This is a genomic window from Azospirillum himalayense, assembly GCF_042657465.1.
Classification (GTDB): Bacteria; Pseudomonadota; Alphaproteobacteria; order Azospirillales; family Azospirillaceae; genus Azospirillum; species Azospirillum himalayense.
On record NZ_JBHSLC010000003.1, the window covers coordinates 57421 to 78506 of the forward strand.

Consider the following 21086-nt stretch of genomic DNA (forward strand, 5'->3'; position numbering starts at 1 on the left):
CACACCGATGCGGATCGGTTACGGAACGCCGTCGCCCGGCAGGACCGGAGGGGGGGCGGGTGCCGCGCTGTCGAGCAGTATACCCGACCGCCGCTGGGCGAACATCGCGGTGAGCAGGGCGGCCGCCTGGGCGGCGGCGGCGGCGGCGGGGAGGCCGCCGACTCGGACGTTGGAGATGCAGTTGCGCTCGCTGTCCACCCGGCCGGGGCGCGGCTCCCAGGTCAGATAGAGGCCCAGCGAATCGGCGGCGCTCAGCCCTGGCCGCTCGCCGATCAGGACGACGCTCGCCCGCGCCTGGAGCAGCGCGCCGACCGGGTCGCCCAGCGCCACCCGCGCCTGCTCCGCCACCACCACCGGCCCGAACCGCAGCCCGGCCGCCTGGAGTTTCGGGATCAGGGCCTCCAGCACCGCGACGGCATTGGCCTGCACGGCGGTGCCGCTCAGCCCGTCGCCGACCACCAGCACGACGTCGGGGGCGCGGACCGGCTCCGACAGGCGGCGCTGCGACTCCTCCGACAATTGCCGGCCGAGGTCCGGGCGCTTCAGATAGGCGGCGCGGTCGGGCGCCGCGCTGGTGACCGGCACCGCCGGCCAGCCGCGCTCCGCCAGCGCCGCCAGCAGCGCCGCGGCGTCGAGCGGCGTGTGCACCGCGTCGCGCGCCTGGGCGTGGGCGGCCTGGAAGGCGAGGTGGGCGGCGGTGGGCAGGCCGCTCCCGGCGTGGCCCAGCGCGATCCGCGCGTCGGTGTGGCGGCGCAGATGCGCCCAGCGATCGGGTTGGACCGGGTCCGGTTGGGCCGGGGAGGGGAGGGGCACCGGTTCGGACTCGGTCATGGCTGCTCCTCCGGCAGGGGCAGGGCGGGCAAAAGGCAGGACGCGGCGGGATCGAAGCGCAGGCGCCCGGCGGAATCGGCGATGCCGGCGGCCTGCTGCCACGCCTCGAACTCCGGCGCCGGGCGGCGGCCAAGCACCTGACGCACATAGAGCGCGTCGTGGAAGGAGGTGCTCTGGTAGTTCAGCATGATGTCGTCGGCCCCCGGCACCCCCATGATGAAGGTGCATCCGGCCACGCCGAGCAGGGTCAGCAGGGCGTCCATGTCGTCCTGGTCGGCCTCCGCGTGGTTGGTGTAGCAGACGTCGCAGCCCATCGGCAGGCCGAGCAGCTTGGCGCAGAAATGATCCTCCAGCCCGGCGCGGGTGATCTGCTTGCCGTCGTAGAGGTATTCCGGCCCGATGAAGCCGACCACCGTGTTGACCAGCAGCGGCCGGTAGCGGCGGGCGACGGCGTAGCAGCGCGCCTCCACCGTCTGCTGGTCCACCCCTTCGTGCGCGCCGGACGACAGCTCGCTGCCCTGGCCGGTCTCGAAATACATCAGGTTGTCGCCGACGGTGCCGCGGTTCAGCGCCTTGCCGGCCTCCCACGCCTCGTCCAGCAGGGCCAGCGAGACGCCGAAGGCGCGGTTGGCGGCCTCCGTCCCGGCGATGGACTGGAAGACCAGATCGACCGGCGCCCCGCGCTCCATCGCCCGCAGCGCCGTGGTCACGTGGGCCAGCACGCAGGACTGAATCGGCGCGCCGGTGCGCAGGCGAAGCTCCTCCAGCATCTCCAGGAGGGTGGTCATCGCCTCCACGCTGTCGGTCGCCGGGTTGATGCCGATCACCGCGTCGCCGCTGCCGTACATCAGCCCGTCGAGGACGCTGGCGGCGATGCCGCGCGGGTCGTCCACCGGGTGATTGGGCTGCAGGCGGGTGGAGAGGCGTCCCGGCAGACCGATGGTGTTGCGGAAGCGCGTGACGACGCGGGTCTTGGCGGCGACGGCGATCAGATCCTGCAGCCGCATGATCTTCGACACCGCCGCGACCATCTCCGGCGTCAGGCCGGGGGCGAGCGCCGTCAGGGCCGCCGCGTCCGCCGCCTCCGACAGCAGCCAGTCGCGGAAGCCGCCGACGGTCAGGTGGGCGACCGGGGCGAAGGCGGCGCCGTCATGACCGTCGACGATCAGCCGGGTCACCTCGTCCGCCTCGTAGGGGACGACCGCCTCGGTCAGGAAATGGCGCAGCGGCAGGTCGGCCAGGGCCATCTGCGCGGCCACCCGCTCCGCCGCGCTGGCGGCGATCAGCCCGGCCAGCGCGTCGCCCGAGCGCGGCGGCGAGGCGCGGGCGAGCAGCGTCTTCAGATCGGGAAACCCGTACCGCGTCCCGGCCAGAGTGTGGGCAAATGCCATGGCGTCCCCTCTCCCCCTCCTCGGTTCGTCCGCTCAACCCGCCGCCCGCGCGATGGCGGCGATGGTCTCGGCGTGCAGGTCGGCGGTGGCGGCGGCGACCACGCGCCCGTCCGACTCCATGGTCAGCGGCTTGCCCTCCCAATCCGTGATGACCCCGCCGGCCCCCTCGATCACCGGCTGCATGGCCAGATAATCATAGGGCTGAAGCCCGGCCTCGATCACCAGATCGATGTGGCCGGAGGCGACCAGCCCGTAGATGTAGCAGTCGCCGCCGAAACGCCGCGTCCGCGCCTGCCGGCTGACCGTCTCGTACACCCGCAGCCCCGCCGCGTCGAAGGCGTCGGGCGAGGTGGTGTAGACCGTGGCGTCGGCCAGCCGGCGGCAGTCGCGCGTGCGGCAGGGCCGCTCCGCTTCCGTCCCGTCGCTGTAGAGTGTGGGGGCGCCGGCGCGTCCCGTCCAGCGTTCGCCCAGCACCGGCATGTCGATCACCCCGACCGCCGGGACCCCGCGCTCCAGCACCGCCAGCAGCGTGCCGTAGACCGGCCAGCCGCTGATGAAGCTGCGCGTGCCGTCGATGGGGTCGATCACCCAGACGATCTCGGAGTCGAGGCGGTCGCGCCCATGCTCCTCCCCGAAGATTCCATGGTGCGGAAAGCGCTCGGCGATGCGGCGGCGCAGGGCGGCCTCCACCTCGCGGTCGGCGATGGTCACCGGGCTGTCGTCGGCTTTGGTGTCGATGGCGACCGGCGTGCGGAACCAGCGGCGGGACAGGCCGCGCGCCTCGTCCGCCAGGGCGGCGGCGAAGCCGGCCAGCTCCCCGGTCAACACCGCACGGTCGATGGTCGCGTCCTTGGTGATGGGGCTCATGATTTGCCTTATTTTTGTGCGGCTGCGCAAATGCACGCCAACTGTGCAATCATGGTAGACACAAACGCACAGAAGTGCAAACCTCCACTTAAATCCACGGCGAGCAGGGGTTCGCCACCGGCCTGGGCGCCGGGAAAGGGCATGCGGAACAGAGGGGGTTGGTGATGGTGGAGTTTGCTGGGAAGTCGCTGCTGGCCGGCGTGGTCCTGATGGGCGCGGCGGTGCTGCCGGCCGTCGCGCAGGCGGGGACGCTGACCGTCTACACGGCGCTGGAGGAGGACGAGATCGCCGACTATGTGGCGGCGGCGAAGAAGGACCTGCCGGACATCGACCTGAAGGTGCTGCGCCTGTCCACCGGCGACCTCGGCGCCCGCATGCTGGCCGAGGCGTCCAACCCGCAGCACGACGTGATCTGGGGCTGGGCGGTCACCAACATGCTGGACCCGCGCGTCATGGCGCTGGTCGAGCCCTACGCCGCCAAGGGCTCCGACGCGCTGCCGGCCGCCTACAAGGGTGCGGACGCGAGCTGGTTCGCCGCCACCGGCTACATGGCCGCCTTCTGCGTCAACACCGAGCTTCTGAAGGCCAAGAACCTGCCGGTCCCGACCTCCTGGAAGGATCTGACCAACCCGGTCTACAAGGGCGAGGTGGTGATGCCGAACCCGGTCTCCTCGGGCACCGGCTATCTCCAGATCGCCGCCATCCTGCAGAGCCAGGGCAACGAGAAGGGCTGGCAGTTCCTGAAGACTCTGGACGGCAACATCGCCCAGTACATCAAGTCCGGCTCCAAGCCCTGCAAGTCGGCCCGCTCGGGCGAGTTCGCCATCGGCGCCTCGCTCGCCTTCGCGGCCATCAAGTCGGTCGAGGAGGGCTTCCCGCTCAAGATGGTCATCCCGACCGACGGCGCCGGCTACGAGCTTGAGGCGTCGGCGCTGATGAAGACGTCGAAGAACAAGGAGGACGCCAAGCGCTTCCTCGACTGGACCCTGTCGCCGAAGGCCGCCGCGCTCTACACCAAGTACAAGGAGATCGTGACGATCCCCGGCGCCCCGGTCGCCAAGGCGGCGGAAGAGGCCGGCCTGCCGGCGGACGTGCAGAAGGTCCTCTACCCGATGGACTTCGCCAAGTCCGCGGCGGAGCGCGACGCCATCCTGAAGACGTGGCAGGGCAGCATCGGCCGCTGAGTCCTGTTCCCCTCTCCCGTCCCGGGAGAGGGTGCCCGCGAAAGCGGGCGGGTGAGGGTCGCGCGAGAATCAAAGCACGCATCTTGGCGGCACCCTCACCCTTCCCGCGCTTTCGCGCGGGCCCCTTCCCTCTCCCGGGACGGGAGAGGGAGTCATCCCCCGCTCCAGATGGCCGCGCCATGGATTTGCAGATCAAGAACCTCCTGAAGACCTTCGACGGCTTCGTCGCCCTCGACCGCATCAACCTGACCGTGGAGGAGCGGGAATTCGTCTGCCTGCTGGGGCCGAGCGGCTGCGGCAAGACCACGCTGCTGCGCATCGTCGCCGGGCTGATGCCCTACGACACGGGCGAGTTGCTGATGGGCGGGCGCGACCTCGGCGCCGTGCCGGCGCGCGATCGCGGCTTCGGCATCGTCTTCCAATCCTATTCGCTGTTTCCCAACATGACAGTGGCCGAGAACATCGGCTACGGCCTGAAGATCCGCAGGGCGCCCGGCGACCGCATCGCGGCACGGGTGAAGGAGCTTCTGGAGCTGATCAAGCTGCCGCAACTCGCCGACCGCTACCCCTGGCAGCTCTCCGGCGGGCAGCAGCAGCGCGTGGCGCTTGCCCGCGCGCTGGCCGTCGACCCGTCGCTGATCCTGCTGGACGAACCGCTGTCGGCGCTCGACGCCCGCGTGCGCGCCGACCTGCGGGCGGAGATCCGCGACGTGCAGCGCCGGTTGGGCATCCCCACCATCATGGTCACCCACGACCAGGAGGAGGCGCTGACCCTGGCTGACAAAGTCGTCTGCATGAATCACGGGCTGATCGAGCAGGTCGGCACGCCGCAGGACCTCTACCTGCGCCCGCGCACCCGCTTCGTCGCCGACTTCATGGGCAGCAGCAACCTGTTGCCGACCGGCTGGGTGCGCGACGCCATGCCCCACCTGCTGCCCGGCCGTCCGGACGGGGCGGAGAACGCTTACGAGGCCTGCGTCCGTCCGGAGCGGATCGCCGTCGCCCCGGCGGCGGACGGGGAGGGGCGGGTGATCGACCTGACCTTCCTCGGCAACATCCGCCGGCTGCGCCTGTCCTGGCGGGGGCGGGAGTTGCTGGCCGAAACCCACCAGGACCCCGGCGTCGGTCCGGGCGCCGCGGTGGACGTGTCGGTGGCGGCGGAGGCCTGCGCCTGGGTGCGCGCATGACCATGCCCGCCCTGACCCTTCCCGGCAAGACGCCCAACACAGCCCGGCCCCGTCGCCTGCATCGCCCGCTGGACGAGCGGCTGCTCTACGGCGCCTGCGTGCTGGTGCCGGTGGTGGCGCTGGTCCTGTTCTTCCTGCTGCCGCTGGGCACCATCGTCTGGCGGAGCGTCCTGGAGGAGGAGGGCGGCGTCGGCTTCGCCAACTATCTGGCCCTGTTCCGGACGCCGGGAATCCTGCGCGCGGTCGGCAACAGCCTGCTGGTCGGCGCCACCACCACGGTGGTCTGCCTGCTGCTCGGCTTCATGGTCGCCTACGCCGTGCAGCGCACGCGCATCCCTGGCAAGCGCTTCGTCTCGGCGGCCCTGTCGCTGCCGCTGCTGGCGCCGTCGCTGGTGCTCGGCCTCGGCCTGATCTTCCTGCTGGGACGCAACGGGCTGGTCAGCAACCTGATCGGCACGCGGCTGAACATCTACGGCTTCCCCGGCCTGCTGATCGCCAACGTGCTCTACGCGCTGCCCCAGGCGGTGCTGATCATCCAGGCGGCGCTGCGCCAGTCCGACGCCCGCTATTACGACGCGGCAGAGGTCATGGGGGCGACCCGGCTGCAGCAGTTCTTCGGCATCACCCTGCCCAACGTGAAGTTCGGGCTGCTCAGCGCCGGCTTCGTGGTCTTCACCGTGACGATCACCGATTTCGGCAACGCTGTGACCATCGGCGGCGACTTCTCCGTCCTGGCGACCGAGATCTACAACCAGGTCACCGGCCAGATGAAGTTCGGCATCGGCGCCGCGGTGGGCATCCTGCTGCTGCTGCCCACGGGCATCGCCGTCTACATCGAGCGGGTGGCCGCCCGGCGCCAGTTCGGCAGCGCCTCGGAAAGCGCCCTGCCGCCGGTGCCCGACCATGTGCCGGCGCGCGACATCCCGCTGTTCCTCGCCACCATGACGCTGGCCCTGTCCATCGTCGCGGTGGTGGCGACGGTGGTCTTTGCCAGCTTCGTCCGGCTGTGGCCCTACCGGCTGGACCTCACGCTGAAGCATTACTCGATCACGCTCAGCGGCGGCTACGACCCGCTGTGGACCTCGCTCGCCGTGTCGGCGGGGGCGGCGGCGATCGGCACGGCGCTGCTCTTCGCCCTGGTCCTGGGACTGCGGCGGATGCCGCCGGGGGTGGCGAAGGCGGTCTATCTGCTGGCCGTCCTGCCGGTCGGCGTGCCCGGGCTGGTGCTCGGCCTGTCCTACATCTTCGCCTTCAACCTTGCAGGAACGCCGCTGCACATGCTGTATGGCACGGTGCTTCTGCTGGCGCTGTGCAACTTCTACCACTACCACACGCAGGGTTTCCTCACGATGGTCACCGGAATGCGCGCCGTGCCCCCGGCGCTGGAGGAGGCGGCGAGCTGCCTCGGCGGCGGCGTCCTGCGGGTGCTGGGCGACGTGGTGGTTCCGGTGATGGTGCCGACGCTGCTGTCGGTCTTCTTCTTCCTGTTCATGCGCTCCATGGTCACGCTGTCGGCGATCATCTTCCTGGTCACCCCCTCGACCAACCTCGCCGCGGTGACGGTGATGCGGCTGGACGAGGCCGGGTTCGTGTCGCAGGCGGCGGCCTTCTCCACCTGCATCATGGCGGCGGTCGCGGCGGCGGCGCTGGCGATGCGCGGCGCCCTGGCGCTGGCGACCCGGCGCAAGGCAGCCTGAGCGATGCTGCAGGAGGAACGCCACCAGCGCATCCGCGCCCTGCTGACGGCGCTGCACCGGGTGTCCACCGACCGCATCGCCGGGGATCTGGGCGTGTCGCGCGAGACGGTGCGGCGCGACATCGTGGAGCTGGAATCGCGCGGTGAGCTGCGCCGCGTCCATGGCGGCGTCGTCGCCGTGGGGCCGGAGCCGGAACCGCCCATCGCCGTGCGCAGCCAAGTCCGCCTGAAGGAGAAGCGCGCCATCGCCAAGGCGGCGGCGCGGCTGGTCTCGCCCGGCCAGACGCTGTTCCTCGACTTCGGCAGCACGGTGTCGGCCCTGGCGGAGGAGCTGGCGAGCCTGCCCGGCCTGACCATCGTCACCAACTCCTTCGACGTGGCGCAGACCGTCGCCAACCAGAACCGCAGCCGGGTGGTGCTGCTGGGCGGCCGGGTGGACGAGGGACTGCCCGCCACCTTCGGCGAGGGCACGGTGGCGGAGATCCACCGCTATCGCGCCGACACGGCGCTGCTGTCGCCGGTGGCGCTGCACCCCCGCTACGGCGCCACCAGCTTCGACCCGCGCGAGGCGGAGGTCGCCCGCGCCATGGTCGGCAACGCCGGCCGCACGGTGATCCTGGCCGACCACAGCAAGATCGGGCAGGCCAGCCGGGTCAGCTTCTGCCCGGTGGAGGGCATCGACACGCTGGTCACCGACAGCCGGTCCCGCGACCTGCCGGAACTGGCAGCGCTGGCGGTGCCGGACGTGGTGTTCGGCTGATCCAGCCGGCGCGAAGAAAGCGCTTTACAGGGAAAGGAAAATAATCCTTACTGTGGTCATCAACACCCGAACTGCGCCCGCCCGGCTCCGCCGCGGCGGGCGTCGTCGTTTTCGGCCGTGCTTTTCATGACCGGTGTGGAACCGTCCCGACCCTTCGCAGGAGCGACCATGACCACCACCATCCAGGCGGCCCCGCCGCCCGCCGCCTTCGACCTCGCCCGCCATTTCGAGGGTTTGTCCCGAACCGCCTACCGCTGCCCCGCCGGCGTGTGGACCATCGGCTACGGCCACACCCGGTCGGTGAGCCCCGGAGACACCGTCACGACCGAACGGGCCGAGCGCCTGCTCGCCGACGATCTGGCCGAGGCAGCCTCGGCGGTGGACGGCGCCGTGACCGTGCCGCTGACCGACGGGCAGCGGGCCGCGCTGATCGATTTCGTCTTCAACGTCGGGCCGGGACGGCCCGGGAGGGGCAAGGACCCGGGAAAGGACGGTTTCGTCCGTCTGCGCAGCGGAAGGCCCTCCACCCTGCTGCGCAAGCTGAACGCCGGCGACGCCGAGGGGGCCGCCGCCGAGTTCGGCGCCTGGGTCTATGGTGGCGGCCGGGTGCTGCCCGGTCTGGTGCGGCGGCGGCGGGCCGAGGAACTGCTGTTCCGCGGGGCGGACTGGCGCCGAGCGCTCGACGACGGGCCGATGGCGCAGACGGTGGAGCCGGCGGGGCCCTCCGTTTCGGCCGGCGCCGTCCGCGCCGCCGCGGGGACGCTGGCGGTCGGCGGGTCGCTTGGCGTGGTGGCGGAGGTTCTGCTGCCGGTGGTTCAGGTGACCCGGCAGGTGCAGGACCTCGCCGAGCAGGCGCAGGGCGTGGCGGTCCAGGCGCAAGGCGTGTCCGACGGGATTCGGGACCTGGCCGGATTGTTGGGGTGGGCGCCGTCGCCGGCGGTGGTCGTTCTGTTCACCGGCTTGGTGGTGACACTGGCGCTGTTGTGGCGGGAGCGTCGCGCCCGCGGCTGACCGCGGATGCGGTTCGCCGGCTCCGGCTCGTCCCGCGGCGGCGTGGCCGCGAAGCCGCGTGCGTTTGCGACGGTGAATGTGCTGTACTCCATTCGCCGATCGAACCACTCCAACCCCGATGCGCCGCCATGCCGCCTTCCTCGTCTCCCGGTCGTTCCGCCACCCTCGCCGGCCCTCTCGCCGACGCGATCCGGCTTGAACGGTCCGGCCGTCCCGCCGCCGCGGAGGCGGTGCTGCGCGGCATCCTGGCCACCGATGAGGCCAACGAGGAGGCGTGGCTGCGGCTGGGCGGCCTCGCGCTCACCGACGGGCGCCACGGCCGCGCGGCGCGCTGCTTCGCCCGCGTCATGCTTCTGGCGCCCGACCGGGCGCAGGCGATGCACAATCTCGCCGAGTCGCTGCGCCTGACCGGGCGGAAGGGGCGGGCGTCCATCGCCTTCACGCGGGCCTTGCGGCTGCGTCCGGACTATCCCAGGGCGCTGACGGCCTTCGCGCTGATGATGCAGGATCAGGGCACGGGACGCGGGGCGCGGCGCCTCGCTGCCCGCGCCCTGATCGCGGACCCGGCCTTCGCGATGGGCTGGCGCAATCTGGCGATGCTGCTCCAGCCCCTGAACCAGCCGGAGGCGATGGTCCGGCTGCTGCGCCGGGCGGTGCTGTCCGATCCCGGCAACGCCGGCCTCCAGGCCGCCCACGGCATCGCCCTGTGCGAAATCAAGGAGGCCCGCCGCGGCCAGGAGGCGCTGCGCCGCGCCGTGGCGCTGTCTCCCGGCGGGGCCGAGTCCTTGGGCCAGCTGGCCTCCGGACTGATGCACGCCGGCGATTGCGACGGAGCCCTGCTGGCGTCGTCGCGCTGCCGGCGCATCGACCCGATGGCGTCGGCGGCGGACGCGCAGGATTCCCTGACCTGGATGATGAGGGGCGACTTCCGGCGTGGTACCGCCGCGATCCGGCGCGCCCTGACCCTGGACCCGGGCAACCCCGGCGTCCTGATCAACGCCGCCCTGCTCCTGCACGCCGGGAACGGGGGCGACGAGAGCATCCGCTGGAACACGCGCGCCCTGCGCCTGGACCCTACGAGCACCGTGGCCCGCTTCAACCTGTCGATGTCGCTGTTGCAGCGGGGCGATTTCGCCCGCGGCTGGGCGCTGTACGAGGCGCGCTGGTCGATGTGGGGGGCGAGCTATCCGAACCACGCCCCTGCCTGGGACGGCAGCCCCCTGAACGGCCGCAGCATCCTGTTGACCGCCGAGCAGGGGCACGGCGATACCCTGCATTTCGTCCGCTACGCCACCCTGCTGGCCGAGCGCGGCGGGCGCGTGTTCCTGCACGTCCAGCCGTTGCTGAAGCGGCTGCTCGCCAACACCCCCGGCGTCACCGCCGTGCATGGGATGGACGAGGAGCCGCCCGCCTGCGACCTGTGCGCGCCGCTGCTGAGCCTGCCCCGGCTGGTCGGGACCCGGCTGGACAGCATTCCCGCCGCCATGCCTTATCTGCGGCCCGACGAGGCCGACCGCCCCGCGTGGCGGGAGCGGCTGGCCGGCGAGCGGCGGCTGAAGGTCGGCCTCGTCTGGGCGGGTGAGCCGCGCAAGGGCGACATGAAGGCCAATTCCGTCGACCGGCGGCGCAGCCTGACGTTGGACTCCCTCACGCCTCTGGCCGGCATACCGGGCGTCGCCTTCTACAGCCTGCAGATCGGCGAGGCGGGCGCCCAGGCCAAGGCGCCGCCGCCGGGGATGGAGGTCATCGACTGGACCGGCCACATCCGCGATTTCGCCGACACGGCGGCCTTCATCGACGAACTCGACCTCGTGGTGACGGTGGACACGTCGGTCTGCCATCTGGCCGGCGGGCTGGGCAAGCCGGTCTGGGTGCTGTCGCGGTTCGACGCTTGCTGGCGCTGGCTCGGCCACCGCGAGGACAGCCCCTGGTACCCGACGATGCGCCTGTTCTACCAGGACGAGCCGGGTGTCTGGGAGCCTCCCATCGCGCGGCTGGCCGCCGCCCTGACCGCCCTGGCTGCCGGCCGCGGCGATTTTGCGGGACCGGAAGCCCGGCAGGGCGCCGGGCTGGCGGCGGCGCTCGCCGCCCATCGGTCCGGACGCCTGACCGAGGCCGCCGCCGGCTATCGCCGGGCGCTTGCGTCCGACCCGGCGAAGGGCGACGCGCTGCATCTTCTCGGGCTGACGGGTCTGGCTGGCGGCGATCAGGAGGTGGCCGGCCGCTGGCTCGGCCGCGCCGTCGCCGTCGAACCGGGTCGCGCGGTCTTCCGCAATTCGCTGGGCGAGTGCCAGCGCTCCGCCGACCGGGTGGAGGCCGCCGGGTGGTCCTACCGGCAGGCCGTCGCGCTCGATCCCGCCTATGCCGAGCCGCAAGTCAACCTCGCCAAACTGTCGGTGGCCGCCGGCCGGCCAGGGACCGGAATCCGGCAGGCCCGGCGCGCGGTGCGCCTGTCGCCCCTGTTGCCGGACGCTTGGCGCAGCCTGGGCCACGCGTCTCTGGAGCAGGGCGAGGCCGTGGTGGCCGAGCGGGCCGGCCAACGGACTCTGGCGCTCCTCCCCACCGATGGGGAAGCGCTGGGCCACGCCGCGCGGTTGGCCGGACGGCGCGGCGACCGGGACCTGGCGGAGCGGCTGCTCGGGCGCGTCCTGCGCCTCACCCCGGAATCGGCGGCGGCGTGGCGCGAGCGGGCCGATCTGTGCCTGAAGAGGGGCGGCCACGCCGCTGCCCTGCCGATGCTGCAACGGGCGATCGCCCTCGCCACCGACTTTCCGGAGGCGCTCAACAACCTCGGCGGCGCGCTGCTCGGGCTGCGCCGCCGCGAGGAGGCGGGGCGCCAGTACCGCCGGGCCATCCAACTCCGTCCCGGCTATCCCGACCCCTGGAACAACGCCGGCAGCGCCCTGCAGGAGCGCGGCGACACCGCCCTCGCCCTGGATCATTACCGGCGCGCGGTGGCGCTGTCCCCCGACCATCCCGTGGCCTACGCGAACATGGGCGAGACGATCCGCTCCTCGGCGGCCGGGCTGGCGGATTTCCGATTGGCGGAGGTGCAGTGCCGCCGCGCCCTGACTCTGGTGCCGGACCATGGCGCGGCGCTCAACGCGCTGTCGGTGCTGTGCCTCGACCTGCGGCGCCTGGAGGAGGCGGAAGCCGGATTCCGCACGCTCATCGACCGTGACCCGGAGAGCGCCCAGGCCCGCTTCAACCTCTCGCTGGTCCTGCTGACCGGCGGCCGCCTGCGGGAGGGGTGGGAGCATTACGAGGAGCGCTGGCGGATCGGCGAGATTCCCGTTCCCAAGGCGCCCGGCCGGCTGTGGACCGGCGAGCCGCTGGAGGGCCGGAGCATCCTGCTGCACGCCGAGCAGGGCCATGGCGACACGCTCCAGTTCGTGCGCTACGCCCCGCTGGTGGCGGCACGGGGCGGCCGCGTCCATCTGGCCGTCCACAATGGTCTGCGGCGTCTGATGGAGCGTATTCCCGGGCTGGAAGGCGTTTACGACCTCTACAGCGGACTGCCGGCGACGGAGTTTCACTGCCCGCTGCTCAGCCTGCCGCGGGCCTTCGCAACGGAACTCGGAAGCATCCCCGCGGCGGTCCCCTACCTGACCGCCGATCCGGCGGAGGTGGAGCGGTGGCGGTCGCGCCTGCCTTCGGACGGGCGCCTCAAGGTCGGGCTCGTCTGGTCCGGCGATCCGCGCCCGCACAGCCCCAAGGCCAGCGCGGTGGATCGGCGGCGCAGCCTGACGCTCGCCGCCCTGGCGCCGCTGACCGTGGCCGGGGACGCGCTGTTCGTCAGCCTGCAGAAGGGAAGCCCTGCGGCCCAGGCCAAGGAGCCGCCCCCCGGCATGACGCTGATCGACCCGATGGACGCGGTGACGGATTTCGCGGACACGGCGGCGCTGATGCGTTGCCTGGACCTGATCGTCACCGTGGACACGTCGGTGGCGCATCTGGCGGGCGGTCTGGGCCTGCCGGTTTGGGTGCTGTCACGCTTTTCCGGCTGCTGGCGCTGGCTCAACCGGCGGGCGGACAGCCCCTGGTACCCGACGCTCCGCCTGTTCCACCAGCCCGGCCCCGGCGAGTGGCAGCCGGCCGTCGCCCAACTGGCGGCGGCGCTGGCGGAGCGGGTGCGATCCCATGAGGCCCATCCGGTTTGACCGGGGAGGGCCGTCGCGCGATCCGGTTCAGCGGAACCGTCCGCCGCCGTCCATGTCGACCACCGAGCCCGACAGGTAGGCGACGCGCGGCGAGCTGAGGAGCGTGACGAGGGAGGCGATCTCCGACGGCTCGGCGAGGCGCCCGAAGGGAAGATCACCCAGGGCTTCGGCCCAGCGCTCCTCATCGTCGAAGCGCGTCTTGGCGCGCTTGCGGTAGACCGCCGCGACCCGGTCGGTGCGCGTCGCCGAGGGGTTCACCCCGAAGACGCGGACGTTCCAGTCGGTGCTGCGGGCGCCCACCGCCTGGGTGAAGGCGATGAGCGCCGCGTTGCCCGCCGACCCGCAGGCGTAGTCCCAGCGCGGCGTCATGCCCATCATGCCGATGACGTTGACGATGGTGCCGCCGCCGCGCTGCCGCATCGCCTCGACGAACAGCTTCGTCATGTGGATGTAGCCGAAGACCTTGAGCTGCCACGCCGCCTCCCATTCGGCCATGCCGAGGTCGAGGACGCTGCCGCCGGGGATCGCCCCGGCGTTGTTGACCAGCACGTCGATGCCGGGAAGCGCCGCGGCGAGCCGTTCGCGGGCCTCCCCGTTGGCGAGGTCGGCGGCCATTGTCTCGACCGTCACGCCGTGACGCGCGCGGATGCCCGCGGCGGCGGCCTCCAGCGCCGCCGCGTCGCGGGCGACCAGGACGGGCAGGGCCCCCTCGGCGGCGAAGGCCTCGGCGCAGGCGAGCCCGATGCCCTTGGAGCCTCCGGTGACGAGGACCCGCTTGCCGGCAAGGTTCAAATCCATCGCTCAGCCCTCCCCCAATTCCGTTGCCGGCTCCGCCGCCGCGTACCAGTCCGCGATCTCCGGACCGGTGGCGAAGGCGACGTGCGGCGAGGCCTGCAACAGGTCCAGCATGGCTTCCAGTTCGTGCAGCCGGTGCGGCACCGCGATCAGGTGCGGGTGCAGGCCGATGGCCAGGACGCGCGGGTTCTCCGCGCATTCCCGCTCGAACAGCCGCAGGGTGTGGCCGAGCCGGCTCAGCATCTCGCCCGTCGCGTGCTTCTCGATGGCGTAGACGATGGAGTCGTTTATCTCCAGGTTGTAGGGCATGGCGAGCAGCGGGCCGTGCGCGGTGCGCATCCAGCTCGGCAGATCGTCCACCACCCAGTCGAAGACATGGTCGACGCCCTGGCGGCGCAGCAGGTCGGGGGTCTGCACCGTCTCGCGCAGGCCGGGGCTCAGCCAGCCGCGCGGGCGTTTGCCGGTGAAGCGCTCGATGCGGTCCAGCGCCGCCTCGATCAGCGCTTCCTCGCCGTCGCCGGCATGGTTGATCGCCTTCTGGTGCATGCCGTGGCCGATGAACTCCCAGCCGGCGGCGAGCATGGCCTCGGCGGCCTGCGGGTAGGCGTCGATGACGCCGGCGTTGAGGCTGGTCGAGGCGGGCACGCCGCGGTCGCGGAACAGCGTCAGGATGCGCGGCAGGCCGCTGCGCATGCCGTAGTCGGCCCAGCTGAAGTTCGGCACGTCCGGCACCGTCTCCCGCCCGTGGGGCGGGGTGATGATGGTGCGCGGCATCGCCTCGTCGAAGCGCCAGTTCTCCACGTTGACCACCAGATGGGCGATGATCCGGCGCCCCTGGAAGTCCGGCAGCGCCGGCCGCGCGTCGGACAGGCGGTAGCTGATCCGGGGGTTGGTCATGCGTGTTCCTTCTGGGCTTCGCGCATCTCGGCCATGATGGCGGCCTTGTGCCGGATGAAGGCGGGGTCGGTCAGCTGGTCCACCGAGCGGGGCCGCGGCAGGTCCACGGTGATTTCGCGGGTGATTCGCCCCGGCCGGGCCGACATGATGCAGATGCGGTCGGCGAGCAGGATCGCCTCGTCGATGTCGTGCGTGACGAACAGCACCGTGGTGCCGAGCGACTGCCAGACGTCGAGCAGAAGCTGCTGCATGCTCATGCGCGTCTGGGCGTCGAGCGCGCCGAAGGGCTCGTCCATCAGCAGAGCCTTGGGGTCCATGACCAGGGCGCGGGCGATGCCGACGCGCTGGCGCATGCCGCCGGAAAGCTGCGAGGGCAGGGAGTGGGCGAAGCGCTCCAGCCCGACGAGGCGGAGCAGTTCGCGGATCTTCGGCTCGTATTCGGCGCGCGGTCGCTTCTGGACGCTCGGCCCGAAGGCGATGTTCTGCTCCACCGTCAGCCAGGGCAGCAGGGCCGCCTCCTGGAAGACGACGGCGCGTTCCGGGCCGGGGCTGTCGACCGTGCCGCCGTTGAAGGACAGCGCGCCGGAGGTCATCTCCTCGAAGCCGGCGATGAGGTTGAGCAGGGTGGATTTGCCGCAGCCCGAGGGGCCGAGCAGGGCGACGAACTCGCCCTCGCCGATGTCGAGGTTGACGCGGTCGAGCGCGATGACCGGCTGCTTGCCGGGGTAGGTCTTGACGACCTCGCGGAAACGGATGGTGCCCATGTGTGTCTCCGTCCTTTAAAGCGGATCGTGATCCGCTTTGGACCGCGACGGCGGTCCCGGCCGCCTGTGCGGCCGAAGCCCGCCGGCGAATGAGGCGATATAAGTGCGAGGCGAACCGGTGTTCGCCTCAGCGCGAGGCGGATTGGAGCCGGCGCCAGCGCAGGGCCCAGTGCTCGACGGTGACGATCAGGCGGTCGCTCAGCAGGCCCATGGCCCCGATCGACAGCATATCGGCGATGACGACGTCCATGCGGCCGACATAGTAGGCGTCCCACAGCACGTAGCCGAGCCCCGACTTGACCGCGACCATCTCGGAGACAATGACCGCCGTCCAGGCGATGCCCAGACCGATGCGCAGACCCGTGAAGATGGCCGGCAGCGCCGCCGGCAGGACCACGCGCCGAAGCACGTCGAACCGGCTGGCCCCCATCATCTCGGCCGCCCGGATCCAGTTGCGGTCGACGTCGCGGGCGCCGTGCGTGGCGTTCACCACGATCGGGTAGAAACCGCCGAGAGCGATCAGGAAGATCGCGCCCATGTCCTGGATGCCGAACACGGCGATGGAGAAGGGCAGCCACGCGGTGATGGGGATGGGGCGGAGAAGCTGGATCGTTGGGTCCACCGTGCCGGACACGGCGCGGCTCCAGCCGATCATGACGCCAGCCGGGATGCCGATGGCCATGGCGAGCACGAAGCCCTGGGCGACGCGCATCGACGAGAACAGCACGTTGCTCAGCCAGGTGCCGCTGTAGGGGTTGAGCCCCATGCCCTGCGGGCCGAAGGCCCAGACGACCCAGGCGTCCCACACCCGGTCCGGTGTTGGCAGCACACCGCCGGCCAGCGAACCGCCCGATCCGGCGAGCTGCCACGCCGCGATCACCAGGACGGGCAGCAGCGCCGCGCGCATCGCCGCCCCGGTGCGTCCCGCCGGGAACAGGCCCCGGCTCTTCACCTTGGGAGCCGCCGGCACGGGGGCCGCGTCCAGGGCTCTTGCGGGCGCGTCATTCATCACTCCAGTCCTCCGCCATTCTTGTCGGCCGCCACGCGGTCGGAAGGCCGCCCGCCGGAGCGGGCGGCGGCTTGCCGTGTCACTGAGCCTTCTCGACGAAGGAGGCGTCCCAGTACTTCTCGATGTCGCCCGACACGTCCTTCGGAATGACGCCCAACTCGTTGAAGGCCTTGGCCTGACGCTTGATCTGGTCGACCGTGGTGACGGAGCCAAGCTCGATCACCTTTGACGCCTCGGCGGCGAGCTTGGTGTCGAGGCCGGTCAGCGACGCGTAGGCCTTGGTGAACTCGTCCGGCGAAGCGGCGAGCTTCTTCTGCGCCTGCAGATAGGCCCAGACGAACCGCTCCATGGCGGGGCGCTTCTCGGCCATCGACTTGCGGTTGGCGGCCAGCATGCCGAGCTCCGCGCCGACCGACTTGGACTGGCTGTATTCGAGATTCTTGGCGAAGAAGCCGTAGCCTTCCATCACCGGGATGGATTCGAAGGGCTCCCAGGTGACGATGGCGTCGACCTCGCCGCGCTGGAGGGCTTGGTCGAAGTTGGCACCGCCGCCCTGGATGTTCACGGCCTGGAAGCTGTTGTAGGGAATGTTCTTCTCGGTCAGGGTCGCGGCGAACTGGAACCACACCGCCGAACCGGGGGCGATGGCGACCTTCTTGCCCTTGAGATCGTCCCAGCTGTCGAGCTTCACGCCCTTGCGGCCGATCACGTATTTCGGGGAGCTGCCGACGCCCATGATGCCGACCATGTCGGTGGCGCCCTGGGCCAGCGAGATCGCGAGGTCGGCCGGTCCGACGGTGGCCATGTCGAGGGAGCCGGCGAGCAGCGCGGTGCGCGCGTCGGCGTAGCGGGCGAATTCGACCGTCTTCAGCTCGACCCCGAGCTTCTTGAGGTCGTCGGTGATCATCACCACCGGGGCCAGATGGCCCACCTTCTGATAACCCACCGTCAGCTCGACCGGCTTCGGCAGGGGAGCGGGTTCCGCCGCGCGCGCGGCGGGCGACAAGGCCAGACATCCGGCGATGACCGCGCCGATGGTGTTGAGACCGAGATGCTTCCAGTTCATGACTTGTCTCCCTGTTTATGGTTCGCCGCCCCGTGGGGCCGATCCTCCGCCTTACTTTCCCTTGAAACCGGGTTCTCTTTTTTGCGCGAAGGCGGCACGCCCCTCCGCGTAATCGGCGCTGGCGAAGCAGCGGGCGACGAGGGCGTCCACCGCTTCGGTGTCGGCCGGACCGTCGGTCCGCAGCGCTTCCAGCATGGCCCGTTTCGCCGCGCGCAGCGTCAGCGGCGCGTTTCCGGCGATCAGGCCGATATAGTCCTCCACCGCGCCGTCGAAGGCGGACGCGGCGGCCACGCGCTGAACGATGCCGAGGCTCGCCGCCTCGTCCGCCGTCACGATGCGCGCGCTGAACAGCAGGTCGGCGGCGGCGGCAGCGCCCATCCGCTGCACGACGAGGCGCACCAGCGGGAAGCCGTAGCCGAGCCCGAGCCGGGCGCCTGGCATGCGGAACCGCGCGCCGTCGTCGCTGAGCCGCAGGTCGCAGCACAGGGCCAGCTCCAGCCCGCCGCCGAAGCAGATGCCGCGGATGGCCGCGACCGTGGGCACCGGGGCGTTGAGGAGCGCCTCGGTCGCCGCCGACACCGCCTCCTCGTAGGCGGCGGCCTGGGCGGCGTCGGCGCGGACGGTGCCGAATTCGGAAATGTCGGCCCCGGCGGAAAAGGCGCGCTCCCCGGCGCCGCGAACCAGCAGGACGCGGACCGCGGGGTCGGCCACGGCACGGCCGATGCGCTCGGGCAGGGACCGCCACATCTCCAGAGTCATCGCGTTCAGCCGCCGGGGCTGGTCGAGCGTCAGGCGGGCGATTCCACCGGACACGTCAAGCCCCACCACGCCGCCAACCGCGCCCGGTTCCTGCTCGGCCATCAGACGATCCCCTGTGCCTTGAGGGCGGCGACGTCCGCCGCGGACAGGCCGATGGCGCCCAGCACCTCCGCCGTGTGCTCGCCCGCGTCGGGGGCGGGCCGTTCGATGCGGGCCGGGGTGCGCGACAGGCCGACCGGCTGGCCGACGAGGCGCATGGCGCCGCGCGCGGGATGCTCGCAGGGCACGGCGATGCCGAGATGCCCGACCTGCGGGTCGGCGAAGACCTCGTCCATGCGGTAGATCGGCCCCGCCGGAACCCCTTCCTCCTCCAGCCGCGCCAGCCAGTCCGCGGTCTTGCGGGTGCGGAACACCTCCTCCAGCAGCGGCTTCAGCGTTGGGCGGTTGCGGAAGCGCTGCTCCTGCGTGGCGTACTCGGGGGCGTCGGCGAGATCCTCGCGCTCGATGGCGCGGCAGAAGGACTGCCACTGGCCGTCGCCGCCGACGCCGATGTTCAGATGGCCGTCGGCCGTCGCCATCACGCCCATGGGGGTCGAATAGGGGTGGTCGTTGCCCGCCGGCTGCGGAACCTCGCCCTCCACCAGATAGCGCGCCGCCTGGAAGTCCATCAGGGCGATCTGGGATTCCAGAAGCGAGGTCTGGACCCACTGCCCCTCGCCGGAGCGGTCGCGCTCCGACAGGGCGACCAGGATGCCGATGGCCGCATACAGGCCGGAGGCGCTATCGGCGACCGCGATTCCCGCCCGCACCGGCCCCTGGCCGGGAAGCCCGGTGACGCTCATCAGCCCGCCCATGCCCTGGGCGATCTGGTCGAAGCCGGCGCGCTCGCGGTAGGGGCCGGTCTGCCCGTAGCCGGAGATGGAGGCCAGGATGATCCGCGGATTCACCGCCCGCAGCGCGTCGTAGCCGATGCCGAGGCGGTCCTTGACGTCGGGCCGGTAGTTCTCGACCACCACGTCGGCCGTGCGCACCAGCTCCAGGAACAGGTCCCGCCCCTGCGGGGTGCGGAGGTTGAGCGACAGCGACCGCTTGTTGCGGTGCAGGTTCAGCATGTCGTAGCCGTGGCGGGGGCCGCTCATCCCCTCGTTGCGGTCGACGCCCGGCGGCGCCTCGACCTTGATGACGTCCGCCCCGAAGTCGGCGAGCACGCGGCAGCAGGTCGGGCCGGCGCGCACGCGCGTGAGATCCAGGACTCGGATGTGCTCAAGAGCTTTTGCGGGTTCGGATCGGGTCATGAGCCACGCTGTGCAAGAGGGCTGGGAAAATCGGTGATGTCGCTGGGCCGCCGCCGGTGCCAGCCGGTCCGCGCCTGCAGCGCCGCAGCCAGCGCCAGCAGCGCGCCGTCCGTCCCCGGACGGCCGACGATCTGGAGCGCCACCGGCATCCCGCGGTCGTCGAAGCCGGCCGGGACGGCGACCGCCGGCAGGCCGAGGGCGTTGGCGAAGCGGGTGTAGGCGCTGAGCTGGTAGAGCGTCGCCGCGCGGAAGTCCGGGGAGGCCGGATCGGCCACGGCGACCGGCGGTGTGCGGATCGGCATGACCGGCAGCAGGAGGGCGTCGGCTTCGCCGAACAGGCTGTCGAGGATGGGCGCCGTGGCGCCGGACAGCGCCGCCTTCGCCGCCACGAGGCGGTCCGGCGTGATGTCCAGGCCCTTGGCGAGCCGCCGGGCGAGGGTCGGGTCCCGCGCGGCGAGGGCGAGCCCGCCATGCTGGGCCGCCGCTTCGGCCTGGAGAATGAGGAAGAGCGGGTCGGACAGCGCCTCGATGGCGGGGAGGCCCGACCGTTGCTCCAGAGAGACGCCGCAGGCGGCGACGGCCTCCACCGCCTCGCGGCAGGCCGCCTGGATCGGCGCTTCGGACGCCTCGAGCGCGTCGGACAGGAGGGCAACGCGGGCCGGCGGTTCGGATGGGAACGCCATATCCGCCGCCAGCACGGGCGCCATGAGTTGGATGTCGCGTGCGCTGCGCGCCAGAAGCCCGATGGTGTCGAGGCTGGGGGCCAGCGTCATCGCACCGGCGATCGGCACCGCACCGTAGGTCGGCTTCCAGGCGGTGACTCCGCAGGCCTGCGCGGGAATGCGCAACGACCCGGCGGTGTCCGACCCCAGAGCGGCGAACACCGCGCCGGCCGCCACCGCCACCGCCGATCCGGAGGACGAACCGCCGGGGACGATGTCGCGGTTCCAGGGGTTGAGCGCCTTGCCCACGCCGGAAGGCTCGTAGGCCAGCGCCGTCATGGTGGTGAAGCCGATCCGCCGCGCCCCGGCCCCGTCGAGCCGTTCCAGCACCGCTGCCGCCCGCTCCGGCACCGGGGCGTCGCCATCCGCCGCGCCGGGAAGACCGCAGCCGGGGGAGCGCCCGACGCTGTCGAACATGTCCTTGGCGGCGTAGGGCAGCCCGGCCAGCGGGCCGGCGGTGTCCGTTTCGGCGGTGCCGATCTCGACGAAGCAGCCGAAGCGGGCCTGAACCTCCGGCGCCCAGGCCGCGCAGGCCGTGGCGGCTTCCGCGCGGGCCGTTGTCGGGAGCCCGCTCCAATCCGCGAAACCGGGACCGGCCCCGCGGGGATCGTCAGGAACATCGGGGTTCTGGCTGGTCCAGGACATTCGGCCCACTCCCTCATCGCCGGACCTGATGATGAGGGTCTGCACAG

Annotated in this window: 17 protein-coding genes; 6 read left to right on the forward strand and 11 right to left on the reverse strand. The window is 71.7% G+C overall.

Annotation, left to right across the window (positions count from 1 at the left end):
* Positions 1–18: 18 nt before the first annotated feature.
* From eutC to hisN, 3 genes are read right to left on the reverse strand one after another with little or no spacing between them, the layout of a single operon-like run.
* Positions 19–831, reverse strand: coding sequence for an ethanolamine ammonia-lyase subunit EutC (gene eutC, locus ACFPMG_RS01285; protein WP_376993451.1), 813 nt, complete (start codon positions 829–831; stop codon positions 19–21).
* Entirely contained in the window at positions 828–2222 is a 1395-nt protein-coding gene (locus ACFPMG_RS01290; protein WP_376993452.1) for an ethanolamine ammonia-lyase subunit EutB, read from the reverse strand. Before ACFPMG_RS01290 ends, eutC begins: the two co-directional genes overlap by 4 nt.
* A 33-nt stretch (positions 2223–2255) precedes the next feature.
* Positions 2256–3089, reverse strand: coding sequence for a histidinol-phosphatase (gene hisN / locus ACFPMG_RS01295; RefSeq protein WP_376993453.1), 834 nt, complete (start codon positions 3087–3089; stop codon positions 2256–2258).
* 164 nt (positions 3090–3253) lie between these two features.
* Between hisN and ACFPMG_RS01300 the strand changes: the two genes are divergently transcribed.
* The 6 genes from ACFPMG_RS01300 (at position 3254) to ACFPMG_RS01325 (ending at position 13087) form a co-directional block, all read left to right on the forward strand.
* Positions 3254–4273, forward strand: a complete 1020-nt coding sequence (locus ACFPMG_RS01300) for an ABC transporter substrate-binding protein (protein ID WP_175429901.1) — start codon at positions 3254–3256, stop codon at positions 4271–4273.
* 179 nt (positions 4274–4452) lie between these two features.
* Positions 4453–5460: an ABC transporter ATP-binding protein gene (locus ACFPMG_RS01305; RefSeq protein WP_376993454.1), complete on the forward strand. Its 1008-nt coding sequence runs from the start codon at positions 4453–4455 to the stop codon at positions 5458–5460.
* Positions 5457–7157: an ABC transporter permease subunit gene (locus ACFPMG_RS01310; protein ID WP_376993455.1), complete on the forward strand. Its 1701-nt coding sequence runs from the start codon at positions 5457–5459 to the stop codon at positions 7155–7157. The genes ACFPMG_RS01305 and ACFPMG_RS01310 overlap by 4 nt, the downstream gene beginning before the upstream one ends.
* A 3-nt stretch (positions 7158–7160) precedes the next feature.
* On the forward strand, positions 7161–7916 hold the full coding sequence (locus ACFPMG_RS01315) for a DeoR/GlpR family DNA-binding transcription regulator (protein ID WP_376993456.1): 756 nt from the start codon (positions 7161–7163) through the stop codon (positions 7914–7916).
* A gap of 168 nt (positions 7917–8084) precedes the next feature.
* Positions 8085–8927: a lysozyme gene (locus ACFPMG_RS01320; protein WP_376993457.1), complete on the forward strand. Its 843-nt coding sequence runs from the start codon at positions 8085–8087 to the stop codon at positions 8925–8927.
* A gap of 128 nt (positions 8928–9055) precedes the next feature.
* Complete coding sequence (locus ACFPMG_RS01325) at positions 9056–13087, forward strand: tetratricopeptide repeat protein (RefSeq protein WP_376993458.1); 4032 nt, start codon at positions 9056–9058, stop codon at positions 13085–13087.
* Positions 13088–13114: 27 nt separating this feature from the next.
* Here ACFPMG_RS01325 and ACFPMG_RS01330 read toward each other — a convergent pair whose 3' ends face one another.
* The 8 genes from ACFPMG_RS01330 to ACFPMG_RS01365 form a co-directional block, all read right to left on the reverse strand.
* Entirely contained in the window at positions 13115–13885 is a 771-nt protein-coding gene (locus tag ACFPMG_RS01330; protein ID WP_376993459.1) for a short-chain dehydrogenase/reductase, read from the reverse strand.
* Positions 13886–13888: 3 nt separating this feature from the next.
* Complete coding sequence (locus tag ACFPMG_RS01335; RefSeq protein ID WP_376993460.1) at positions 13889–14779, reverse strand: polysaccharide deacetylase family protein; 891 nt, start codon at positions 14777–14779, stop codon at positions 13889–13891.
* Positions 14776–15543 carry an ABC transporter ATP-binding protein gene (locus ACFPMG_RS01340; protein ID WP_040137559.1) on the reverse strand — a complete coding sequence of 256 codons (768 nt, stop codon included), beginning with the start codon at positions 15541–15543 and terminating at the stop codon, positions 14776–14778. The genes ACFPMG_RS01335 and ACFPMG_RS01340 overlap by 4 nt, the downstream gene beginning before the upstream one ends.
* Before the next feature lie 127 nt (positions 15544–15670).
* Positions 15671–16552 carry an ABC transporter permease gene (locus tag ACFPMG_RS01345; RefSeq protein WP_035681614.1) on the reverse strand — a complete coding sequence of 294 codons (882 nt, stop codon included), beginning with the start codon at positions 16550–16552 and terminating at the stop codon, positions 15671–15673.
* Between the two features lie 79 nt (positions 16553–16631).
* The gene (locus ACFPMG_RS01350) at positions 16632–17618 is read right to left on the reverse strand and encodes an ABC transporter substrate-binding protein (RefSeq protein ID WP_014199145.1); all 987 of its coding nucleotides are present in this window, start codon (positions 17616–17618) and stop codon (positions 16632–16634) included.
* A gap of 51 nt (positions 17619–17669) precedes the next feature.
* The gene (locus ACFPMG_RS01355) at positions 17670–18479 is read right to left on the reverse strand and encodes an enoyl-CoA hydratase (protein WP_376993461.1); all 810 of its coding nucleotides are present in this window, start codon (positions 18477–18479) and stop codon (positions 17670–17672) included.
* Complete coding sequence (locus tag ACFPMG_RS01360; protein ID WP_376993462.1) at positions 18479–19672, reverse strand: CaiB/BaiF CoA transferase family protein; 1194 nt, start codon at positions 19670–19672, stop codon at positions 18479–18481. Before ACFPMG_RS01360 ends, ACFPMG_RS01355 begins: the two co-directional genes overlap by 1 nt.
* Positions 19669–21039, reverse strand: coding sequence for an amidase (locus ACFPMG_RS01365; RefSeq protein WP_376993463.1), 1371 nt, complete (start codon positions 21037–21039; stop codon positions 19669–19671). Before ACFPMG_RS01365 ends, ACFPMG_RS01360 begins: the two co-directional genes overlap by 4 nt.
* Positions 21040–21086: the final 47 nt, after the last annotated feature.

Bases quoted from the DNA above. Each gene is read 5' to 3' on its own strand.
- ACFPMG_RS01340 (WP_040137559.1), bottom strand. From the start codon at position 15,543: ATGGGCACCATCCGTTTCCGCGAGGTCGTCAAGACCTACCCCGGCAAG.
- ACFPMG_RS01300 (WP_175429901.1), top strand. From the start codon at position 3,254: ATGGTGGAGTTTGCTGGGAAGTCGCTGCTGGCCGGCGTGGTCCTGATG.
- ACFPMG_RS01330 (WP_376993459.1), bottom strand. From the start codon at position 13,885: ATGGATTTGAACCTTGCCGGCAAGCGGGTCCTCGTCACCGGAGGCTCC.
- ACFPMG_RS01290 (WP_376993452.1), bottom strand. From the start codon at position 2,222: ATGGCATTTGCCCACACTCTGGCCGGGACGCGGTACGGGTTTCCCGAT.
- ACFPMG_RS01350 (WP_014199145.1), bottom strand. From the start codon at position 17,618: ATGAACTGGAAGCATCTCGGTCTCAACACCATCGGCGCGGTCATCGCC.
- ACFPMG_RS01325 (WP_376993458.1), top strand. From the start codon at position 9,056: ATGCCGCCTTCCTCGTCTCCCGGTCGTTCCGCCACCCTCGCCGGCCCT.
- ACFPMG_RS01355 (WP_376993461.1), bottom strand. From the start codon at position 18,479: ATGGCCGAGCAGGAACCGGGCGCGGTTGGCGGCGTGGTGGGGCTTGAC.
- ACFPMG_RS01345 (WP_035681614.1), bottom strand. From the start codon at position 16,552: ATGAATGACGCGCCCGCAAGAGCCCTGGACGCGGCCCCCGTGCCGGCG.
- ACFPMG_RS01365 (WP_376993463.1), bottom strand. From the start codon at position 21,039: ATGTCCTGGACCAGCCAGAACCCCGATGTTCCTGACGATCCCCGCGGG.
- eutC (WP_376993451.1), bottom strand. From the start codon at position 831: ATGACCGAGTCCGAACCGGTGCCCCTCCCCTCCCCGGCCCAACCGGAC.
- ACFPMG_RS01320 (WP_376993457.1), top strand. From the start codon at position 8,085: ATGACCACCACCATCCAGGCGGCCCCGCCGCCCGCCGCCTTCGACCTC.
- ACFPMG_RS01310 (WP_376993455.1), top strand. From the start codon at position 5,457: ATGACCATGCCCGCCCTGACCCTTCCCGGCAAGACGCCCAACACAGCC.
- hisN (WP_376993453.1), bottom strand. From the start codon at position 3,089: ATGAGCCCCATCACCAAGGACGCGACCATCGACCGTGCGGTGTTGACC.
- ACFPMG_RS01360 (WP_376993462.1), bottom strand. From the start codon at position 19,672: ATGACCCGATCCGAACCCGCAAAAGCTCTTGAGCACATCCGAGTCCTG.
- ACFPMG_RS01305 (WP_376993454.1), top strand. From the start codon at position 4,453: ATGGATTTGCAGATCAAGAACCTCCTGAAGACCTTCGACGGCTTCGTC.
- ACFPMG_RS01315 (WP_376993456.1), top strand. From the start codon at position 7,161: ATGCTGCAGGAGGAACGCCACCAGCGCATCCGCGCCCTGCTGACGGCG.
- ACFPMG_RS01335 (WP_376993460.1), bottom strand. From the start codon at position 14,779: ATGACCAACCCCCGGATCAGCTACCGCCTGTCCGACGCGCGGCCGGCG.